This is a genomic window from Vreelandella sp. H-I2 (assembly GCF_052959335.1).
In genome coordinates this window covers 208,380-228,215 of sequence record NZ_JBRAMC010000005.1, presented here as the reverse complement: position 1 = coordinate 228,215, position 19,836 = coordinate 208,380, and the positions used below count along the sequence as shown (strand labels likewise).

21 protein-coding genes are annotated in these 19,836 nt (G+C 53.1%); 2 read left to right on the top strand and 19 right to left on the bottom strand.

What is annotated here, in order from left to right:
* Positions 1-213: 213 nt before the first annotated feature.
* Positions 214-690, bottom strand: coding sequence for a MarR family winged helix-turn-helix transcriptional regulator (locus ACUVOF_RS14165; protein WP_447044987.1), 477 nt, complete (start codon positions 688-690; stop codon positions 214-216).
* A 169-nt stretch (positions 691-859) separates the two neighbouring features.
* Here ACUVOF_RS14165 and ACUVOF_RS14160 point away from each other — a divergent pair, with 169 nt between their 5' ends.
* Complete coding sequence (locus ACUVOF_RS14160) at positions 860-1,876, top strand: AraC family transcriptional regulator (protein WP_447044986.1); 1,017 nt, start codon at positions 860-862, stop codon at positions 1,874-1,876.
* A gap of 20 nt (positions 1,877-1,896) precedes the next feature.
* Here ACUVOF_RS14160 and ACUVOF_RS14155 read toward each other — a convergent pair whose 3' ends face one another.
* From ACUVOF_RS14155 to ACUVOF_RS14145, 3 genes are all read right to left on the bottom strand, one after another.
* Complete coding sequence (locus ACUVOF_RS14155; protein ID WP_447044985.1) at positions 1,897-2,961, bottom strand: TRAP transporter substrate-binding protein; 1,065 nt, start codon at positions 2,959-2,961, stop codon at positions 1,897-1,899.
* A gap of 70 nt (positions 2,962-3,031) precedes the next feature.
* Positions 3,032-4,009, bottom strand: coding sequence for a 3-hydroxybutyryl-CoA dehydrogenase (locus ACUVOF_RS14150; protein WP_447044984.1), 978 nt, complete (start codon positions 4,007-4,009; stop codon positions 3,032-3,034).
* A 24-nt stretch (positions 4,010-4,033) separates the two neighbouring features.
* Positions 4,034-5,140, bottom strand: a complete 1,107-nt coding sequence (locus tag ACUVOF_RS14145; protein ID WP_447044983.1) for an NAD/NADP octopine/nopaline dehydrogenase family protein — start codon at positions 5,138-5,140, stop codon at positions 4,034-4,036.
* A 507-nt stretch (positions 5,141-5,647) separates the two neighbouring features.
* On the opposite strand from ACUVOF_RS14145, the gene ACUVOF_RS14140 reads away from it, so the two are divergent.
* The gene (locus ACUVOF_RS14140) at positions 5,648-6,697 is read left to right on the top strand and encodes a TRAP transporter substrate-binding protein (protein ID WP_447044982.1); all 1,050 of its coding nucleotides are present in this window, start codon (positions 5,648-5,650) and stop codon (positions 6,695-6,697) included.
* Positions 6,698-6,784: 87 nt separating this feature from the next.
* Here the strand turns inward: ACUVOF_RS14140 and ACUVOF_RS14135 are convergent, their stop codons facing one another.
* The 15 genes from ACUVOF_RS14135 to ACUVOF_RS14065 all read right to left on the bottom strand — a co-directional run bounded on the left by ACUVOF_RS14135 (position 6,785) and on the right by ACUVOF_RS14065 (position 19,744).
* Positions 6,785-7,567, bottom strand: coding sequence for a class II aldolase/adducin family protein (locus ACUVOF_RS14135; protein WP_447044981.1), 783 nt, complete (start codon positions 7,565-7,567; stop codon positions 6,785-6,787).
* A complete protein-coding gene (locus ACUVOF_RS14130) occupies positions 7,568-8,638 on the bottom strand; it encodes a ketopantoate reductase family protein (RefSeq protein ID WP_447044980.1) in 1,071 nt (356 codons plus the stop codon). It abuts the gene before it with no gap.
* Positions 8,639-8,649: 11 nt separating this feature from the next.
* Entirely contained in the window at positions 8,650-9,216 is a 567-nt protein-coding gene (locus tag ACUVOF_RS14125) for a nuclear transport factor 2 family protein (RefSeq protein ID WP_447044979.1), read from the bottom strand.
* Between the two features lie 57 nt (positions 9,217-9,273).
* Entirely contained in the window at positions 9,274-10,203 is a 930-nt protein-coding gene (locus ACUVOF_RS14120) for a flavin reductase (RefSeq protein WP_447044978.1), read from the bottom strand.
* A gap of 25 nt (positions 10,204-10,228) precedes the next feature.
* Positions 10,229-10,420 (bottom strand): 2-hydroxymuconate tautomerase, encoded by a 192-nt coding sequence (locus tag ACUVOF_RS14115; RefSeq protein ID WP_447044977.1) that lies wholly within the window; start codon positions 10,418-10,420, stop codon positions 10,229-10,231.
* Positions 10,421-10,543: 123 nt separating this feature from the next.
* On the bottom strand, positions 10,544-11,572 hold the full coding sequence (locus ACUVOF_RS14110) for a TRAP transporter substrate-binding protein (protein ID WP_447044976.1): 1,029 nt from the start codon (positions 11,570-11,572) through the stop codon (positions 10,544-10,546).
* Positions 11,573-11,615: 43 nt separating this feature from the next.
* Positions 11,616-12,944 carry a TRAP transporter large permease gene (locus ACUVOF_RS14105; protein ID WP_447044975.1) on the bottom strand — a complete coding sequence of 443 codons (1,329 nt, stop codon included), beginning with the start codon at positions 12,942-12,944 and terminating at the stop codon, positions 11,616-11,618.
* Positions 12,937-13,485: a TRAP transporter small permease subunit gene (locus ACUVOF_RS14100; protein WP_447044974.1), complete on the bottom strand. Its 549-nt coding sequence runs from the start codon at positions 13,483-13,485 to the stop codon at positions 12,937-12,939. Before ACUVOF_RS14100 ends, ACUVOF_RS14105 begins: the two co-directional genes overlap by 8 nt.
* Before the next feature lie 30 nt (positions 13,486-13,515).
* A complete protein-coding gene (locus ACUVOF_RS14095; RefSeq protein ID WP_447044973.1) occupies positions 13,516-14,472 on the bottom strand; it encodes a PDR/VanB family oxidoreductase in 957 nt (318 codons plus the stop codon).
* A gap of 16 nt (positions 14,473-14,488) precedes the next feature.
* Positions 14,489-15,247, bottom strand: a complete 759-nt coding sequence (locus tag ACUVOF_RS14090) for an SDR family NAD(P)-dependent oxidoreductase (protein WP_447044972.1) — start codon at positions 15,245-15,247, stop codon at positions 14,489-14,491.
* The gene (locus tag ACUVOF_RS14085; protein ID WP_447044971.1) at positions 15,247-15,732 is read right to left on the bottom strand and encodes an aromatic-ring-hydroxylating dioxygenase subunit beta; all 486 of its coding nucleotides are present in this window, start codon (positions 15,730-15,732) and stop codon (positions 15,247-15,249) included. Before ACUVOF_RS14085 ends, ACUVOF_RS14090 begins: the two co-directional genes overlap by 1 nt.
* A gap of 3 nt (positions 15,733-15,735) precedes the next feature.
* Positions 15,736-17,010, bottom strand: a complete 1,275-nt coding sequence (locus ACUVOF_RS14080) for an aromatic ring-hydroxylating oxygenase subunit alpha (RefSeq protein WP_447044970.1) — start codon at positions 17,008-17,010, stop codon at positions 15,736-15,738.
* Between the two features lie 67 nt (positions 17,011-17,077).
* Positions 17,078-17,422 carry an IacB protein gene (locus tag ACUVOF_RS14075; protein ID WP_226940145.1) on the bottom strand — a complete coding sequence of 115 codons (345 nt, stop codon included), beginning with the start codon at positions 17,420-17,422 and terminating at the stop codon, positions 17,078-17,080.
* A gap of 35 nt (positions 17,423-17,457) precedes the next feature.
* Entirely contained in the window at positions 17,458-18,603 is a 1,146-nt protein-coding gene (locus tag ACUVOF_RS14070; protein WP_447044969.1) for an acyl-CoA dehydrogenase family protein, read from the bottom strand.
* Positions 18,587-19,744 (bottom strand): amidase, encoded by a 1,158-nt coding sequence (locus ACUVOF_RS14065; protein ID WP_447044968.1) that lies wholly within the window; start codon positions 19,742-19,744, stop codon positions 18,587-18,589. Before ACUVOF_RS14065 ends, ACUVOF_RS14070 begins: the two co-directional genes overlap by 17 nt.
* Positions 19,745-19,836: the final 92 nt, after the last annotated feature.

Genomic DNA, 19,836 nt, shown 5'->3' with positions numbered 1-19,836 from the left:
TTTGTTCTTATTGCGAACATTACTTTGCATTACGAACAAAATAGGCTAGATACCTCTGATCGTCAAACGCTTACTTCACAATGGGGATACCACTACAGAACAGAAGATGAGTGCTATTTCTAAATAAAAAAAACATCGTTAACCATGCACCAAAGCGGAAAAAGCCCAAGCGAAGGGTTAGGTAAGGATAGTATCGAGAAGGGCTGAGGTTGCTTACAGGGCGTTTAGGTTATGAAACATTCTGCTCAAGCATTGATTGATGTGAATAATATCTTGCTTACTGAAGTCGGCAAATGCTTTTTCCACCAAACGGCTGGTGACTTGTCTAGCAATATCCAGGTTTGCCTCACCCGCATCCGTTAGTTCTACTTCAGTTACACGTCCATCTTGCGGGCTGGCTTCTGTTTTAAGTAAACCTGCCTCTTGCATGCGATATACAATTTTTGTCGTGGTTGACAATTTTGCAACAGCGTGTACTGATATATCCGACATGCTAAGGCGCCCATGTTCATGTAGGATCATAAGGATACGCCACTTAGACGAACTGAGCCCGTGTGGCTTCAGTAATGAATCGACATCAGCGCTGTATTTAGCATTCAGCCTTGCGACCCAATAAAAAGGAAAATCACGCGAGCGAAATTCATCGGCAAGAGGAAAAAAGGAAGAAGATAATTCATCCTTGTCGACCATAAGAAGCACGCCATCCAAAAAAATAGTAGATTATTCTAGCATATATCTATTCGTGTGTAAGCGCTTGTGGCCTCTACGAATAGAGCACGCTATCAACTGGCTCGGCCGATAATACCTCGGCTTTACACCCCAAAACCATCACCTGCTTGGTGTATTGTTGAGGTGAACCATGGGTACAACATCGTTTCTGCTGCAGAAGCACGATATCCTGCGAACCGATTCACAAGATGTCATTCGCGAGCATGTCACCCACTACCTATGCTCACATCGCATGCGTTTGTTTGATGGGCCGCGCCTTGCCTCACGCTTGAGTGCCGTCAGCTTCGACCAATTGGCCATTATCGAACTACAATATGGAGCCAATGTCGAAATTGACCCTGTCGAAGAGTCAAACGTTTATCTGTTTCGTATCACTCTCGAAGGTCAGGGAACCATCGTATACGCTGACCGTCAGGTAAGTATGGTTCAAGGAGGTGTTACCGTCACATCCCCTTGTCAACGCGTCCTCATTCAAACCTCTCCGAACTGCCATAACATCATCGTTCGAGTACCGCGCCATCAGTTGGAACAACGCCTGTCGAGTCGGCTCGGGCAGCGCATTGATCTTCCGATCGTCTTTGATCACTCCTTTCCCGAGCATTACCCCGGCACAATATTTCTTCTGGATACCATTAAGTATTTTGCCCGTATCACCGACTCTCTTCACCAGCAAAACGCCCCACGCCAGCAGATCAAACTGATGGAAGACTACTTATATGACAGCCTCCTGGGACTGTTCATGAACAACTACAGTCAACGCTTGAGCGGTAACCCCTCCCTTCTTCCGCACTATATCAAAAGCGCTAAAATTCATATTGACCAGAATCTCAAGCAAGGTATCGAGCTCGAGACTCTGGCATCGAAAGTGGGGGTGTCAAAGCGCACACTCCAGTATGGTTTCCGGCAATTTATTGGACTCACTCCCAAAGCCTATTTCACTCAGCAACGCATGAAGAGCGTGCACCAAGCACTGCTTGCTGCCCACCGGGGGCACCGCGTCACTGATGTCATCATGCAACATGGGATCAACAGCCCAGGGCACTTCTCAGCCCAGTATAAGGAGGTCTATGGGATGACCCCCGTGCAAACACTACAGTCAAACCCTCAACATACTGCTGGGAATGAATTGACCAATATTTTGCCATGAAGCTATTATCTCCTCTGCTCCTATTCAGCCTCTGCGCGATACTCTTCTATCAGCTCACGCATTCTTTCTGCAAAAGCGTAAGCGGGCAGGCCCTGCTGCTCTGCGTCCGACAGAATAGTTTCGTTGACCGGAGCGAGCTGGTCATCCCAACGGCTAGCCTCATCATCGGTAAGCGTTATCACTTCAACATCTTCTTCCTGTTGCGCCCACTCAAGTGAACGCTGTATATGCTCATCGAGATATTGACCGGTGAAGGTTGCCATCTCCGGCGCCAAATCCTCGATAACCGCCTGTATATCATCAGGGAGCGCCTCCCACTTCTCTCTCGACATCAGCGCTGCAAAAATGGTGTTAGTTAAAGGATAGTCGGTCACGTACTTAGCCAAACGTGCAAACTGCATATCCATTAGCACTTCGCGAGAAGCCGCATACCCATCAATAATGCCGGACTGAAGTGCCTCTCCGGCATCGGCCTGGGACATACCTACTGCGGTTACCCCTAGTGCATCCAGCGCCCTGGAGTTATCGCCGGAGATTCTGATTTCCAGCCCCTCCAGATCTTCCAGTTGACGAATCGGCTCAATAGTCTGGAAATAAGCAGGCTCCGATGTAAAGGCGGTAATGACCTTGAACTCTTCGAGTTCGGGCATCTGGTCACCAAACTCTTGTATCAGTTGGTAAGTCATGCGGCTGGCGACCTCTGAATTGACGTCCTGACCGGTCAGACTCCCGGCCAAGTTAATCAGGGGAAAACGGCCCGGCTCGTAAGAGGTGGCGGAAAGCCCTATATCCGCAACACCATTTAACACCCCATCGTACATATTGCTGGCCGTAAGTAAGGAGCCCCCGGGGAAGAGGTCGACCTCGACACGACCATCGGTACGTTCATTGAGTTCTTTCGCCCAATGCTCCATTTGAATGGCCGGGAAGCTCTGTGCAGGGGCAAAGAAAGCGTAGCTGAGGGTAATCACTTGGTCGTCGTCGCTAGGCGCATCGGTTACTTCCTCCTTAGCATCACTACATCCCACCAGAGCCATTGCCGCTATTAGTGCCGTTAACGCTCCCACCTGTGTACTCGTTTTCATTATGACTATCCTCGGCGAAGGCCTACAGGAACAGCAGGGTTCCAATAGGCGCTTTATAGGCTGTGAAGGATTAATAACGGTTAGAGACTGTCGGCATCAGATCAAGTAGCTCAAGACGCTTTAGAAAAGCGTCGGAGCGCTGCCTGCGGTAGTTCGACAGATCGACCCCTGAGTAGTCGAAGAAGCCCACGCCATCTTGGAAGCCTCGACGCTGCTCTTGCATATTTCGGGTAATAACCTCAGGTGACTTAAAGCGGTTATCCAGCTTGTCGCATAGGTAGTTGGAGGCGTAGAAAAGCGTATCGCCACCGCCCCAATCAATGAACTCCAGCACCCCCAGCACCGAATAGCGCAATCCCAGCCCAACCCGAATAGCCACATCGATATCTTCGGCGCTGGCAACACCCTCCTCGACCATACGCGCGGCTTCATTCATGAGCAGCACCTGCAGGCGAGGAATGATGTAGCCCGGCGCCGCCTCACATAACACTGGTACTTTCCCTATCCCTTTAAGCACAGCGAAGAGCGCATCAACATAACGCTGCTCGGTATCCTTGCCCCGGCTTACCTCCACTAAGGGCATCAAATGGGCAGGATTAAGCCAGTGGGCGTTCATGAAACGGGCCGGATGGCTAACCATGCAGGCGAGTTCGGTGACCAAAAAAGTGGACGTCGTTGAGGCGATAACAGCCTCCTTATCCAAATGGCGGCTTGCCCAGGCCAGCCCTTGCTGCTTAATTTCGCTGACTTCAGGTAGTGCTTCGAAAACCAGACGGCTTCCCGTCACCATCTGCACCTGCCGGTCATCCACGATACGAAGTTGCTCCACCATTGAAGCGATCTGCTCTTCCTGAATGAGCCGCTTCTCCTGAAGATACTTGAGCTCCGTCACTAGCCTGCTGCGAGCCTGCTCATAATAGTGCTGACGCTCTTCAGGGCTGCGCGATTTGAAGTCAATCAGCACGACCTCCTTCCCAGCCAGAATGAATGAGAGGGCAATCCCCTCTCCCATTCTTCCTGCTCCCAAGACGATGATTTTGTCTTGCATGACGCGCTCTCCTCTATCGGTAGGTCAGGCCTGAATGCCATACGTCAATAAAGAGCGCATCTGCGCCTGGGAGAGCGAATCCAGTCCCAGCATTTCCAGCGTTCGGCCTTGGGCATAGAGATCTTGGCCTGTGATCGCCGAAGCAATACTCAAAAGCCCCTCCGCCACTGGTGTGGGCTGCCCCGCCCAGCGGCCAACCGACACGATGAAGGATAGCCCCATTCGTGTGTCTTCCAGCATGTAACGATGGCTATGAAGATCGATGTTTTCTCGCCAGTCGCCACTATCGGTCAATTTGCCGTGGGCGCCCCGGCCATACATCCACTCCTCTCCTTCGGAGGCATAGTGATTAGCAAGAGGAAAGTGGGAGGGCTTGTAACCCAGCTTTTCGCGCACGGCAATGCGTTCATTATCCAGCGCGGTGGTCACGCTTCGGATAGAAGGCTGGGTTCCTTCGTTGTGAATATCCCAGGCATCAAAATGCTCCAGCGGCCCCGCATTCATCATAATTAAAGGCGGATGGATAATAGGGCCAGCGTTCATTAAGGCGCCACTAAGGCCATCTTCGATAGGTTCAACACTGGGGTAGGCGTTTCGCAAGACAGAGAAGGCATGTGCTGACAGCTCGCTGGGGAATACGCCGGTGGGGAGCCGGGTTGCATAAACGCTGATAACCACCTTATTAGCACCGTGCTTACGCGCCAAATAAGGGAGCGTTCCCGTTTCACAGAAGGCCACTTGGCTGTCGTTGCCTGCTTTTCGCATCGCTCGGTGGAACAGGTAGCTGCCGAATGTACCTGGGGGTAGAAAGACCACCTGATCATCCCGTAGTAACGGCCCCAGTTGGTCGGCTAACGTGTCATGGGAGGTGGCGGGTAACGGCACAATCAGTAGCTCCGCCTGTTGCGTCGCCTCCGCCAGGCTATCTGTTAGAGATAGTTGATCCTTGTGAGTACCAATCTGAATACGCCGCTCGCCCTGCGCATCCTTAACGTCCAAATAGCCCAATTGACGCAACTCTTGCAGAGCATTGCCATCCCGCCTCCACAATGTCACGTCGAAACCTTTCTCCACCATCTCGATGGCTGCGGCATAGCAGCCATGTCCACCGCCAATAACGCTGACTTTCATGCTTATCTCCGTTTCTTGTTAACACCTTCAGGGTCATTAAACGGTATAGCGATAGAGCTACTGGCGGATATCCACAATGCGCAACCGATATTCAAAAAACGCAACTAATAACGACTCAATGAAACAGGCCGTCTATCGACAAAGCCAACCCCCTCACATATCCCCTTTCATGGAAGTGAGCCCTGTTAACCACTGTTCGAGGCGTCTAACGTATAGGGGTAGTGAGTGCACCAAGGCATGCACTTTTTTCACCAAAGTGCGCTTGAGTGGTGCTTTTCCAGAGAGAAGTGATGAAATGCATGCTTATCTCGACTATACCTAACAACTTTCGACTCGCTTTAAGCAATTAATAATTTAGGCTTTTTAAACGACTGGAACTCGACTTGCATTATTTTCAAATGGCAGCTGTTTACTTAACAATTTACTTTATTTTTCATGTGATGTTGAATGTTTATACGCTTCTTAGCGATTAGCATTTAACAAACAACAAAAGAGAGGGTGCTCCCCATGACGATCACCATGCACAAGAAACATGCGTTTTTGCAGCATCGGTCCTCACTGCTGCGTTTAAGCAGTCTCGTGGCGGGTGCGATGCTAAGTTCAGCGACGCTGGCTAGTGATATTAATCTCAATTACGCTTTCTTTGCTCCCGCTCAGACGTTTCCCGGTGTGCAGATGCAATTCTGGGCCGATGAACTCGAAAAACGCACTGAGGGGAAGGTCGAAGTCAGCACCTTTGCAGGGGGCACTCTGCTCACCGCCAGCAATATGCTGGATGGGGTACTTAATGGCGTCACCGATATTGGCCTTACGACGACTTCCTACGAACCTGCACGCTTTCCGTTACTGAATCTGATCGGGGATTTCAGCGGTATCGATGTCAACTCTGAAGTGGCCAGCCAAGTTGCCTACCAATTGGTGCGCGAGTTTCCCCAAGAACAGTTCGGTCTTGAAGATTTCAAAGTGATTACTGTGTTTACTTCCGAACCGGGGTATCTCCAGACGCGAGAACAGGTAAGCACGCTCGAAGATCTATCTGGCCTGGAAATTCGTGTGCCGGGAGAGTCCGACACCTTGCGCGCACTCGGGGCCGTACCGATTGGCATGTCTCAAGCTGAAACCGGCGAAGCGCTCCAGGCCGGCATTGTTCAAGGGGTAGCCTCTTCCCGCGAAACCCTGATGGACCTTCAGTACGCCCGCTATCTCGACTATATCGTGGACTACCCCCTATCTAATGTTGTGATGCTGGCAGTGATGAGCCGCCAACGCTGGGAGTCGCTGCCGGAAGATGTACAGCAGGTGATTGATGAGCTAGGCGCTGAAGCCTCTCAGTACGCCGGGCACTATCTTGATAATCATGTTCGCGAAGCCATCGCCTGGGCGCAGGCCAACCACGATTTGGAGGTTATCGCCCTGAGTGAGGAAGAGCAGAGTCGCTGGGCGGGACGTATTGAACCGCTCAATGAGCAGCGTATCGAGCAGGTTTCGGCGCAAGGCCTACCGGCAGCGGAACTATACGTCCGCATGCGGGCGTTAATCGAGCAATATCAGCAGTAATGTGAATAGATCGGTGGGCCGCCCATCGCCAGCTGTGAGGCAAACAGGCAGCCCATCTTCATGTCTCTCTTAGTCTTCATATCTCGTTTAGAAAGGGAGTGGACGTTCGGACTTGAGCTTGCGCACCATGGCAGCAAAGAACTCGTTGGCGAAGCCGCTTTCACGAATCAGTTCGGCGGTAAGGTCGGCACACTTCAGACTGATTGAGGTGTCGATTTCCACATCCTCGCCCCCCAATACCCCTGCTGCGCACTGGTTTTCCGCCGCACGCTGGACGGTCCACAATAGGAACAGCGCCTTCTCAATCGAGGACTCGCCCACGGCGATCCCATGGTTACGTAGTACCAGAACGTGCTTGTCCCCCAGGCTCTCCAGCATGCGCGTTTTCTCGTCGGCGAAGAGCGTGATACCTTCAAAATCATGGTACCCCACGCGGCCATAGAGCTGGGCACCGTAGAAATCGTGGTGAGTAAAGCCCTTTTTCTTCTGCACGATGGCCGAGATGGGAACGGTATGGGTATGCAGCAGGCAGTGGATATCCTCCCGCGCCCCGTGCACTGCGCTATGCAGAGCAAAGCCAGCGGGATTGGCGTTGTACTCAGAGACCTCAACCTTGTTGCCGTCCAGGTCGACCTTCAACAGATTAAGCGGTGTTACTTCCGTGTAGTTAAGGCCGAAGGGATTAACCAGATAATGATTGTCTGAGCCCGGCACTCGGGCAGATATATGGTTGAAAATGGTTTCCGTCCAGCCGAAGAAATCGACTAGATGGTAACAGTAGGCGAGTTTGAGGCGCTGCTGCCACTCCTCTTCGCTGCAGTGATCGGGTTTGAGAACGTTATTCGGCATGAGTAACGGCTTGATAGTCATCTAAGGATTCTCCTTGCCACCGTGGGCATGTGACTGACGAAGAGCGCTGTCTTCAAAGTATCGCGTAAGGTAAAGAATGGACTTGATGGTGGGGACGGGAATACTTCTCCGATCCGCCAATTCGATCACTCCCTCGACGATCGCCGCGAGCTCAAGGGTTCGCCCCTGTTGATAGTCCTGCAGCATAGAGGTTTTAACAGCCCCCATGCGCTCGCCAATATCCAGAAGCTGCTGCAGTGTCATCTCAAGCTGACTGCCATAGGCTTCTGCCGTAAGGCGTGTTTCATCAAAAAGTTGCCCAACGACCTTTCTGAGCGAGGGGTGGCTATATAGCTGTGCCAGGGTGCTACCTGTCATCACCGAAAGGGGGTTGGAAGTTAAATTAGCAGCGATTTTGCTCCATACGGCATCTCTTATACACTCTGTATGGCGCGTCGTGATGCCACCGTTCTCCAATACCTTAACAAGCGTTTCCAGACGACCATTCGCGGCGTCGGGCGTAGCGACTATATCGCCAACAATCAGTCGGGGCGGGGTATTTGAGATTGCAATGCCCGGTGCCTGCAGATACGCCGAAATATAGACGACACATCCGATGATGGCGCTGGCAGGAAGGCAGCGCACCAGCTCACCTTCAGGGTCTACCGCTTCTATGTGGGCTGTTTCTATAGGGGCTGTTTTTATAGGAGGTGTGTTGGCGGCACAAGGCTCCACGGCATCCATGAGTAACCACCATGGCGTACCGTTCACCATCGGCACTAGGCATGTGTGCTGATCGAAAAGAGGCTGCAGTTGTGGCAACAGGGAAGGTATAGAGTGAGCTTTAGTACACAGAAATACGATGTCTTGCTTACCGAGTTCACCACAATTATCCGTAGCAATGACGCTGGCGGTGTGTTGCCCCTGCTGATCGATGAGGCAAACACCCTTTCGCTTGATGGCTGCCAGAGAGTCGCCCCGAGCTAACACGCTGACGGTATACCCCGCCACTGCAAGGCGTGCCGCCAGGGTAGTACCAATAGCGCCGGCACCCACGATAGCTATTCTCGGGGAGACAATGGAGGGGAGCATTAGGTGCCTCCTTATGGATTCATTAACACCGACGCAGCAGGAAAGTCCGTTGCCCACCCCTCGTTCAATGGAGCGACAAACACATTTTCCGTCCGTGTACGGGTAATTAACCAGCGTCCGTCATCCTGCTTTCTAAAGGCGTTGTTAAGCCGCGATGAGCGCAGTAGTGAGCTACCATCAGAAAAAATCCACGGCTGGCAATGCACCCATTGTCCGGTCGCTGTATTGCCCGTGACGTGAATCTGTTCAGAGGTCAGGTAGTGCACATTCAGGAGTAATTTAGGATCTTTCTTTTGACCCCAAAAATTTTCAAAGTGTCGGCGGATAGCAATAGCCCCCTCCAGACGGCCAAACTGTCCGTCGTAATACTCACCAACCCCCTCCCACACCGCATCCTCGGCATAGAGCGCCATGATTTGATTGATGCGCTGCTCATCATTTTCGACCCCGTACTCCGGCATAGGGGTATCGCAAAGAAACATGTATCGCGCTTGGAGCCGCCGTATCTCTGACTCAGCTTCGAGTGTATCGACACGCTCAACGAGCCGCTGAAACTCTGCTACAGATACTTCGGTCATATCATTTTCCTCCTGGTGATAGCGTCATTTTCTACAGTTCGACGTGACTCTCCGTTGTTAGGGTGTGCCTAACTGTTCAATGACATGCGCAAGCCCCGATTTCATATGGTTCATATCCTCTTCGCTCACGCTATCGAATAATTTCTGCTCATGGTCCCGCGCCATCTGAAGCAGCTTGTGAGCTAACTCGCCACCTTCAGTGGTTAGGCTGAGATAGCGCTCGCTCCCCGTTTCATTTACCAATCCCCGGCGGGTCAAGCCGCTCAAAGTGTCTTCGCAATCCTCGAGGGGCTGGGCAACGCCCTGGGCAACCTGGGCGAGGGGCTGAGTGCCACTGTCGAGAAGCAGGGTCAGTATCCGCCACTCCTTTTCATTCACTCCCAGATGCCCCAGCCGGGGGTAGAAGTCCTGGCGATAGGCGGCAAGGGATTGGCGTAATAGGTAGAGAAAGTGCTGACCAAGCACCCCTTCGCCGGCACGACTCTCTTCCTCGGAAAGCATCATGGGGTGAGGCTCAGGCAACGCATAACGGCCACCGTGGAAGACCAACGACCCACGGCCATCCTGATAGTCGTACTTCAGCACCTCGCCCACAATGATGAAGTGATCGCCGCCTTCATATACCTGCCAGGTTCTGCACTCGAAATGTGCCACTGCACCGACTATGCGAGCACTCCCCCCGACGCCTTCTTCTACGTCAATATCCTTGAACTTGTTTTCGCCGCGCTGGGCGAATCGGTTGGAAATAGGCACTTGGTCACTGGCAAGTATATTGACGACAAAGTGCTCTGCCTGGCAGTAGACGTCTTTGCTGTAGGCGCCTTTATCAATACTCCAAAGGATCAGCGGCGGTGTCATGGAAACGGCATTGAAGCTACTGGCCGTCACCCCGTATTGCTCTCCTTTAGCATCCTTGGTGGTGATAACAGTGACGCCGGTAGCAAACTTGCCAAGGGCGTTTCTAAAATCTCTAGTATCGATACTCATGGTTCACCTCAATTATTCGTAAGCTTCAGCGCCCCAGCTTTTCGCCTGTGATACCACCAATCCCATACTCGCTTTTGGGCACTTCGCTGATAATTACTCGAACGTTCTCTTTGGGAGCGCTGACAGAGGACACCACCGCGTCCGTGACTTCGCTGATCAGCGCTTCTTTTTGCTGCTGTGTCCTGCCTGACATCATGTAAACGTGAACGGTAGGCATCTTTATCCTCGTTATTGATTTTTGTGGCCTGATGAATGAAACCCGGTTGGCTTGGCTTGCTTGGAACCGTGGCCATGCACGGCTCTAAGCACCTAGTAAGTTGCCATCTACCAAGGCTAGAAATTAAAAAGCCGTCAGTTCGCGGTACTCGTCATAGTGCTCGCTGAAGTTTTGATACGACTCAATCACCTCGGCAAAGTCGGCATCACGTTGAGCCTCCTCCTCCAGCACCTCTTCCGTGGCCGACTGCAAGGCGATCAACACCTCTTCTGGGAAGCGCTCGACGGTCACACCGGCACTGCGAAACTCCTCTAGAGCAGCTGACTGGGCCTGCATATCGTGGGCAAACATACGGATGCTCAGGTCGCTGCAGGCATTGCGTACTGCTACGCGTTGACTCTCTGCCAATCCGGCCCAGACGTCGGCATTGACCAATAGCTCGTTGAGGCTGCCGGGCTGATGCCAGCCAGGGAAGTAGTAGTGCTTGGCGACTTCATAGAAACCGACACTAGTATCGATGGTGGGGAAGCTGAGCTCAGCGGCTCCGATTCGTCCAGTATCTAACCCGAGAAACGTCTCGCCGGCTGGAATGGAAACCGGCGACACTCCCAGCTTACTCATAACTGCCCCCCCAAGGCCGCTAATGCGCATGCTCATGCCATTGAGATCATCGACACTATTGATCTCCTCGGTGAACCATCCGCCCGCTTCAGAGATCATGCTGCCGCAGGGAATCGGCACGACATTATGGGGTGCGTAAAGCTCCTCCCAAAGCTCGAGACCGCCACCGCCATATAGCCAGGACAGGTACTTCGGCACGTCGGGGCCAAAGGGAATGCTTTGAAACAGCGCGGCGGCCGGTACTTGACCTGCCCAATAGCTAGCCGCCGACCAGCCTGCATCCAGGCTGCCGTTACCAACGTTCTCCATAATCTCGAAGGGAGGGGAAAAGGATCCAGCATCGTAAGGGGTAAAGGTCAGTTCCCCGTTAGTCGCCGTCGCCACATCCTCGACGAACCGGTGAATTGACGTGTCTATTACCTCAAGACTGAAAGGAAAAGCGGATTGAAGCGTTAGGCTCTGGGCCATAGCGGTAGAGGCGAGTAGCGACGCTCCTGTGCCGATGATGATTTTCTTCAAAGGAAAATTCATAGTGTTAACTCCTGTTTAATGTCGTAGTTATTAATGCAACGGCTTACATCATGAGCAATCCTGGAAACAGCAGAATTAGTAATAAAACGAACAGCTGGATGGCAATGAAAGGCAATACACCTCGATAAATATCCATGGTGGCAACGCGATCACCCACGGCCCCTTTCAAATAAAAGAGCGAGACGCCAAAAGGCGGGGTGAGAAAGGAAGTCTGCAAATTAATGGCGAATAAAATGGCGAACCAAACGAGCATTGACACTCCGCTCAGCCCATTTGCCAAATCAAGTTGAGTCACGATGGGCACGAAGATAGGCATCAAAATCAGTGAGATTTCCAGCCAATCCAGGAAGAAGCCCAATAGAAAGACCAGTAAGAGAATCAGAAACAGTACGCTCCAACTACCGCCTCCCATAAGACCCAAGCTGCTGCGAATTAAGTTGTCACCTCCAACTCCTTTAAAAATTAGCGAGAAACAAGTGGCAGTAATCACCAGCATCATGATCATGGCGGTAGAGACAACGGCCTCCCGGGCAGCGGTTACAACCGAAGGGCCATCGATCTTACCCATCAGTCCTGCGAAGAGCAGGACCGCCAGAACGCCCACCCCACTGGCTTCAGTGGGGGTCGCCACCCCGAATACAATCGTGCCCAGAACCGTGGGAATTAAGACAAGAAAGGGGAAGAGCGCCAGTGCATTACGCCATATGCCGCGCCGTTCAAGCGTGGCCGCCTCGCTGTCCTCGGCGGGCGTTGCTACAGGTTTTCCCCACCAGGCAAGTCCTAGGGAATAGAGCATATAGAGCAGTAACAGCAGTGCACTGGGAACAAGTGCTGCTCGAAAAAGGTGCCCGACAGGCACACCCACCAGACTCGACAAAATAATCAGCATGACCGAGGGGGGCATTAAGATCGCCAAAGTACCTGATGCCGATATCAGGCCAGACGCGGAAGGGGCTGAATAACCGGCATCCAGCATGCGGGGCAAAGCCAGCACTGCCAGCAGCACCACGGATGCGCCGACCACGCCGGTAGTGGCTGCCATTAACCCGCCAATGAACAGCACCGTTAACGCTAAATGCCCTGGGAGCCGCCGTAGCATTCGCTCACTGACCTTGAACGCATCCCGCGCCAGTCCAGTTCGCTCCAGCAGCAGTCCCATCAAGATAAACATGGGAATGGCGATGTAGAGCCAGTTGTTCAGCGCATTGGCATAAACCCGAGTAAGCATCAGATTAGCAAAGGCCATGGGTAGATCTGATAGCAAGAGAAAGGCCGCCGACACCCCACCCAGCACAAGCGCTACCGGGTAGCCAGCGAGAATGCCAGCAAACAGGAGCAACACCATGCAAAGTGGCATCCATATATCAAGCATGTGTTTGCCTCCCAGTGGTCCAGTGCCAAATGCGCATGGCAACGATCAGCACCAGTACGGCTAAAAACAACGCCACGCCAACGGGCATCGCTGCCTTGATGATATAGATATCGGTCAAGCCACCATCTGTGGAGCGCTCGCCGGTAACATAGGCTCGCTCGGCGAACCGGTAAGCGGGCAGCAGCAGAAAGGCAAAGAAGGGAATGCCGAGCAAGAGATGACCGGTCAACTCGATGACGCTCCGGTAGCGGGATGACAGTCGCGCATGCAGCACGTCGACTCTCACATGTCGGTCAAGCCACATCACGGGGGCAACCGCCAACATCATGGCATAGGTGAATAGCAGTATTTGCAGTCCCATCAAAGAGTTGAAGGTAATGCTACTGCCCAACAGCCAGTAGGACTTCTCGAACGCAATCAATTGCGATACGCCCATCAAGTGCATTAACACGCCAGCTCCAATCACAAAGGCAATCAGCAGTAGGCAAATACCGCAGAGATTGAGAACCCACTCGCAAAGTCTTTTGCTTAGGGAGTGCATGGCGGTGCCCCCTTCTTTAAAGGTTAAAGGTCAAATGTCGATAACAAGCCGCGGACTTTTGGCACGCGAACAGCACACGGCAATTTGGTCGTTATCTTCCTTTTCCTCATCGCTGAGAAATTGGTCACGGTGATCAGGAATACCCTCTAGCACATCGCAGATACAGGTACCGCAGACCCCCTCCTCGCAGGAGACATTAACGTTAACCCCAGCCGCTTTAAGCGCCTTGGCAATCGACATGCCCTCTTCCACCTGAACGGTGACACCACTGACAGCCGCCTCCACCTCAAAGGCCCCACCACTGGTGTCCACCTCGGCAGTGAAGTACTCCGAATGCACATGAGAATTGGGCCATTCCGCTTTTTTGGCAGCTCCCATTACCCAATCCATGAAGCCGGTTGGCCCACACACGTATAGATGCGTATCTTCTGGCTGGGCGGCTAATACGGAGTCGATGTCCAGTCGTTGATCGGGCGCACCGTCATCAAAATGCAACGCCAGCTCATTGCCGAATGTGGCTTCCAATTCATCAATAAATGCAGCACTCTCTTTGCCGCGACAGCAGTAGTGCAGTTCAAAAGAGCGCCCGGCCGCTTTTAGCTCATAGGCCATAGCAATCATTGGTGTAATACCAATGCCGCCGCCCGCTAAAAGCGTGTGGGCCGCCGATGATGACAAGGGGAAAAGGTTGCGCGGCGCACTCGCTTTCACGTCGGTGCCTTCATGCAGGCGCTCATGTACCGCACGTGACCCTCCCCTTGAGCCGGGATCGAGCAGGACACCGAGACGATAACGGTGCCTTTCGCTTGGGGCGTTGCTTAACGAGTATTGGCGTATCAGCCCCTCACCCAGGTGAATATCAATATGCGCCCCTGCTTCGAAGGGCGGCAGGTCACTACCGTCCGGGGCCACCAGGTCAATCACGGCTATCTCGTTGGTTTGGATCTCGCGGCGATCAACACGTAGCGTCAAGGTGTCATCTTGCATGGTCATCTCCAGTTACTCAGCGCATGTAAATGCCGCCATTGACGTCCCAACAGGCACCGTTTACAAAAGCTGCCTGAGGGCTGGCAAGGAAGCTCACCATTTGCGCGACCAGGTCAGGGGAGCCCAACTGGCCTACGGGAATATTGGCAAGCGCTTTGTCCAGATTGTCACCGAGTACCTCACGCACCATCGGTGTATCCAATGGTCCTGGTGCAATGGCGTTGCAGGTCACCCCATCATTTGCCAGGTCTCGGGCGAAAATCTTGGTCAATGTCAAAATGGCACCCTTCGAGGCTGCATAGTGAGCGCCAGTAGCTGTACCGCCATTCTGCCCTGCCAGTGACGCCAAGTTTACGATGCGCCCATAGCCTCTCTCTCTGAAGTGACGACCAAAAACCTGGCTACCGGCGAAGACACTGCCAGCGTTAGTGGCCATCACTTCGTTGAAGAAGGCTGGATCAATATCGAATACGTCCTGTACAGCGGTTCGCGCTGCATTGTTGACCAGCACTTCACAACTCCCCCAGCGGTCGACGATTTTGTCCAGAACAAGCTGGAAATCCTCTGGTTTGGCGACATCCAAAGTCGCCGTCACTGCGGTTTCACCGGCCAGGTCGAGTTCGGATGCCAGCACTTCGGCTGGCCCGGTGTCGATATCGGTAATAACGACACGAAACCCCGCCTTGTGAAGTGCACGTACTATGTGGACCCCGAGTCCACGTGCACCGCCTGTTACCACAGCGGTTTGAATTTTGTCGGGAAGCGGTGCTGCCATCAGAACAAATAGCTGAACGAATTCAGCACTCCATTTGAGTTGAGTAGACGAACCACCTTCTCCTGAATCGTGAAGCTTGAGCCGGTGGATGTAAGGGTGTAGCGCACATTGGCGGCCCAGAGTCGCTGACGCCCAAATTTATCCTCAATCAAATGCTGCCCACAGGAAACGACCACCGTATTTCCATCAACAGCATCGATGACGAAACGAGACAAGGTGCGTACGGTAACGGCTGGCGGCGCCGACGAAATCGAAAACCCCTCCTGGAATCGCTTGATACGATCACGACGCATCTTGTCATCGTCGTAGCAGAGGTTAAGCACCTCGGCATAATCCTCCGCTTCTTGGATGGGAATGATGTACAAGCCTGCGGGCTGCCAGAGATCAAGCCAGGTATCGTATTCTCTTGCATCCAGGATGGCAGCCTCGTGCCAGATAAACTGCGTTACCTGCCACAGCAGGTTGTCTTGTTCGGTGTTGTTCATGTGTTACTCCTGCATCATCCGTTTCCACATCGCATAAGCGGCGCGCATACCCGTTTCATCCGAGACGTGGCCCCGGGGTCCAGCTTCGCCCTGAGCTTCCTTTTCGATACCGCGATTCACCAGAATAGGCAGTTCTATACCGCCCTTGACGCCCCGCTGAATACGTTCCCACACCTCTGCATCGTCGGGAGAACCGAACCCCATAGGGCCTTGGAAATGCTCGTGCAATCGCAGCCGGACACGATTGGCTGCAGCGGGGCCGCCATCCATGCCAAGTGCAATATGGCGAATATCGGTCTTGTCTACGGCAACCGGCGTCAATACCCTAAAGAACGCCATCGAACAGGCCACATTGGGGAAAAGGTTTAGATTGAAGCCTGACCCGCCGACCGCTCGCACAATGCGCCGTACTTGATCATCGGGATAGCCTTCGTTACGTAGCTCCTCTGCCAATGCCTCAAAGCGCTCGGGTATCTTGCGATCCAGATCTTCCTCCAGGTCGACCAGCTCGGGAATCATGACCATCACGGAGTGGCCGTTACCCAGGTCTTCAACAAACCCTTCGCCGTCAAGGAAGGTAAAGGTTTCCTCTGCTTCTTCATCAAGCGATTGAAGGAAGGATTTATGTACGATGGGGAAGTGATAAGCATCGGTGGTGTTTTCAAGCTGTACTTTCCAGTTCATGGGAACTGAAAACTGATGCTCACCGAGCGTTTTTACTGGAAATCCGCCACCCTGCTTCATGAACAGGTCGATCCACTTCTTCGCAGCGCCGAGAAACTCGTCAAGCGGCTCGATATCGTCGTTAAACGTGGCAAAGACCATTCCGTTATAACTTTCAGTACGCAGCGTAATCAGGCCAAGCTGGTCCTTGTCGAACTCTTCGCCATACTGCTCAGGATGAGGAATGGCGCGCAAACTGCCATCCAATCCATACCCCCAACCATGATAAGGACACTGGAAAGAGGAGGTTTTGCCTTTTTCAATTTCACAGACGGTGGCGCCACGGTGACGGCAACGATTCAACATGACATGAATGTTGCGCTTTCGGTCACGCACCACAATGACTGGTTCACGACCTACCGTGGAGAGCTTGAAAGCTCCTTTATCGGGCACTTCGCTTTCGTGAGCCACCCATACCCAAGTCTCGCGAAAAATCTTTTCCTGCTCTTTCTCAAACAGTTCAGGGCTGGTGTACATCGTCGACGCAACCTGGCCTTTCTCAACCAACCTGTCTGGGTCCAGGGTAATGTTCTTGACGTCTATTAACTGGTTCATGCTGTTCTCTCCTGATCACTTGGCCAGCGCCCTTTCACCCAGAGCCCTGGCCGCTGAATAGCGTTGGTTATTCAGGCACCACTAACTCACGTCCGATACGCGCCTCAACGCGAGCGTATTTCCAGAGTTTGTAGGTACCATCACCCACCGGGGTGGTGCGGAAAAAATTGCAGGCTTCCACGACGGTGTCGTAATCAGGCACATCGGCCATGATGTAAGCCGTCCAAGGCGCTGTTGCGGATGGGCCAACCATGATCCGGTCGTCGTCCATGATTCCCAGAATGGTGACGCCAGGCAGTCCATCAATGCCCTGCATCATTTGACTGAAAGCTTGCCAAACCTGCTTTCCCTCTTCGGCAGGAGCATCCATAAAGTTCTGATTGATACCGATACAAAAAAGTACGCGTTGCATAGTGATAATCTCCGTTATGAGGTGCGTAGGGCCGGTTACAGATAGCCCGGCAGTGGGTCATGACCGAAAAAGATGGCTCCGGCGTTTTTCCAAGTAATCTCACCCATAAAGGCGTGCTGGGTGCACAGCTGTGAGTCGCGTAAGATGCGCGATAGCGGGTGCGCGTTATCGGCACCACTCATGCCGCTGATGCGATAAACATCTTGAATAGCCTCAGCACATTCGTGTGTTAGATGAGTAGTGGACAAACGCAGTAAATTGATTTGATCCCGGCCTGGCTCGCCTCCCGCTTCAATGGCTTTCCAGGCATCTTCCGTGCTGGCGTAAAAGAAGTGGCGTGCCGCCTGCACGCGAGCTTCCGCCTTGGCCAAGGCGATCTGGGCATACTCCCGCTCGCCCAGGTTGGGCGCGCCAGTGATAGACTTGCGCCCCTGGACAGATGCGCGCACGATATCCAGCGCCTCTCGCGCCATGCCCAAAGTGGTCACCGAGAGAACCTGTGCTGCAAATGACAGAGAGGGATAACGGAAAAACGGGGCGTCAATCGTTGGCTTTCCTCCCCGAACGAAGGTCCACTCTTCTGGAACTTCCGTCTCGTCCACAACGAGATCGTGGCTGCCTGTCGCCACCATGCCGATCATGTTCCAGGTAGGATCGATCTCGACTTGCTCTCGTGGGAGCACCGCCATACGCGGCAACGCCCCCGCGTCTTCCGGTTGGATTCCCACGCCGCACAACGACGCTCCCATGCAGCCACTGGCAAACTTCCAGCGGCCCTTAACCTTGAAGCCATGGTCCGTACGCACGGCAGGCTGAGGTGGAAAGATGCCCCCCGCGAACACTACATCCGGGCTGTCCTGCCAGACTTTCTGCAGCGTTTCCTCAGGTAATGCCGCAAGGTAAGCAGGGCTCATGCCAAAACTGGCCACCCAGCCAGCGGAACCATCCGCGGCCGAAATTGCTTCTACCATGCGCAGAAATTCAGCCGGGGATTTCTCATCGCCCCCAAAACTTGCTGGTACCATGGCGCGATACACACCAATAGCCTTAAATTCCTCGATGATATCCATCGGAATATGGCGCAGATCCTCAAACTCCTGGCGTCTGGACCTAATCGTATCGAGCAGCGCATTAAAACGTGTCTCACCGCCCCACTGCTCCTTATCAAAATGTTGTCGCATGGTTCTCTCCTGATTGTTGTTTCACTCTTATCGACGGCTCCCTGCTCATGATCTGCAAGCCTGCCTTGCAGATGCCCGCGTCATCGCCACGCCGCCCAACCAATTGCAGGGAAACGGGAAGCCCCTGATGAGGTTCTAAAGGAATCGACAAGGCGGGATGTCCAGAAAGATTAAACGGACGCGCAAAGAGGGATATTTTCAGGTCTTGGTGGCCCGATAACGCATCTTGGGCGGCCATGGGGAAATGCGGCAACGTAGGCAATACAAGAACATCATGCTTTTCAAGCAATGCATCTACCTCGGCGGCAAAGGCACGGCGAATCCGCTCCGCTTCTTTTAACTCAGCATCGGTGGTCGCAGCAGCAGCCCTCAGACGCTTATCGACATCCGCCCCCACCTTGCCTGTCTTGAGCAAAGCCTCACAGGCAAGGAAAGTTTCACGATTGATAATGGCCATGGCAGCTTCAAAAGCCTCATTCATCAGCGGCAGCGCCACGTCCGTACGCATAAGTTCGGAACGGCCGAGCTGCCCTTCGATACCCTCCCAAATGGCCGACTCTGCATCCACCCCTATGCATCCCACGACAGGCACGGAGCCATCAGTTGACATCTGAAAGTCAGGGTCAATCGCACGCATGAAAGCCATCAGCACGTTAAGGTCACGAGCCATGGGACCGACGCAGTCGAGGGTGCTGACCGACGGCATAATTCCTTGACGACTCAAGCGCCCGAAGGTGGGCTTGAGACCGTAGACACCACAGCAAGCTGCAGGTACTCGAATTGAGCCACCGGTATCAGTGCCAATACCAATATCTGCCAGACCAGCCGCCACGGCCACAGCCGATCCGCTTGAGGATCCCCCCGGAATCAAGGCGGGGAAGTTGGGATTTACTGGCGTACCTGTCCATGCATTGACGCCTGTCATGCCAAATGCGAGTTCATGCAGGTTAGCCTTGCCTACAATTTGATATCCCGCCGCGAGCGTGCGAGAGACAATATCGGCGTGTGCAGAGGCAGGAGATGAATCCGCTAAGGCCGCAGAACCAGCACAGGTAGGGAAACCAGCAATATCTATCGTATCTTTCACGACGACTCTTGCAGGGCCCTGCCCCAGGTCTAATATCGATGTCAGTGTCGTCATCCCAGCCACCTCGGTAGACTTATCACATGAAATTTCAAGTAATTAGACATAAATTTTAATTTAAATTCTTCGTCCAGTTGAGTTGGCGTTAT